This window comes from Nocardia sp. NPDC041819, assembly GCF_055590505.1.
Map to the genome: position 1 here is coordinate 1 of NZ_JBVJAP010000060.1, position 1,332 is coordinate 1,332.

The 1,332-nt window shown below is 66.2% G+C and carries 1 protein-coding gene; it reads right to left on the bottom strand.

All coding sequences use genetic code 11. The annotated features are described in order from the left end of the window. Positions 1–18 precede the first annotated feature (18 nt). Positions 19–1,080, bottom strand: a complete 1,062-nt coding sequence (locus ACZ6DL_RS38105) for an IS110 family RNA-guided transposase (protein ID WP_466058604.1) — start codon at positions 1,078–1,080, stop codon at positions 19–21. Between the last annotated feature and the right edge of the window lie 252 nt (positions 1,081–1,332).

Genomic DNA, 1,332 nt, shown 5'->3' on the forward strand with positions numbered 1-1,332 from the left:
GGGGTGCCTCTCTATTTGTCAAGCCGCCGTGAGGATCTCGCCGGAGCTGCCTGTGTGTCGCTGTTTCTCGTCGGCGATCATGGTTCGCCAGATTCGGTTGGACAGGTGCCGTTTCAGGCAACGCATGGCTGCGCGTGGTGTCGCTCCGGTGACGATCTTGCGGTCGTAGTAGACGCGTCCAGCGCTGCCGGGCATGCGGACCTGGACCATGGCGATGGTGTGTATCGCCGAGTTGAGCTGCCGGTCGCCGTAGCGGCTGAGCCGGTGGCGCCGATGGTCGGCGCTGGCGATCTCGATCGGCGCGGTGCCGTTGTAGTTGGCGTAGGCGGCAGCGGTCGGAAATCGTGTGGCGGGCCCGGTGCGGCCGATCAGGCGAGCAGCCAGAACCGGCCCGATCCCCTCGATCTCGCGCAGCCGGGTGCCGTGCTCGTCGAGCAATCGGTCGAGCTCGCGCTGGTTGGCGCTCAGTTGCTGATCGAGCCGGCGGATGTCGGTGATCAACTCCTTGCACAGATCGACGCGGACCCGATCGGAGATCGTGCGCGGGCGGAACCCGCGCAGCGTCGCAGCGGCCACGTTGGCAGTCAGGCTGGTGGGCGCGCCACCGGCGAGCAGTTCGCGCAGCACCGCATGAAGCTGATTGACCGTGCGAGTCCGGCTGCCGGACAGATTGTTTCGGCGTTCATCCAGCATCCTGAGTGCGTCAGCATGCTCGTCGGCGACGACCGGCCGACAATCACCCTGCAAGGCAGCCACGCACGCGGCTGCCGCCGCGTCGATCCGGTCGTTCTTGCGTCGACCGCCGCGGGACAGTTCCCGCACCCGCGCGGTCGCGGTGGTCGGCACATCCACCACCACCTCACCTCGAGCGATCAGCCATCGCGATAAGTGACGGCCCAACCCATCGGCGTTCTCTACCGCCCACCGACGCTGCGGCCACGGCTTCGCCCATGCGATCAATCGCTTGTACTCGGCCAAGGTGGCTTCGATCCGGATCGAGCCGAGATCGGTGTTCCCGGCCGGGTCGACCGCAGTGGCGGTGTGGCTGCCCTTGTGCGGGTCGATACCGATGACGATCATGGAGCACGGGTCCCTTCTATCTCTGGGGTGGGATCCGCGGCGGACAATCCGACTTCAAGTACCTTGCCCGTCCTTGTGGTCATGCATCTCTTCGGTCACGCCGCGAACGCGGACCGGATGGCGCGACATACCCCGCTCGAGTCAACCGAATCCCTTGGCGACAGCAACCTCAGGAGTCAAGCCACCCGGTCCGCTACGGCACGCTACGGGCAGCTACCCCGACGACGAACCGCTGGCAGACATATAAGTCGG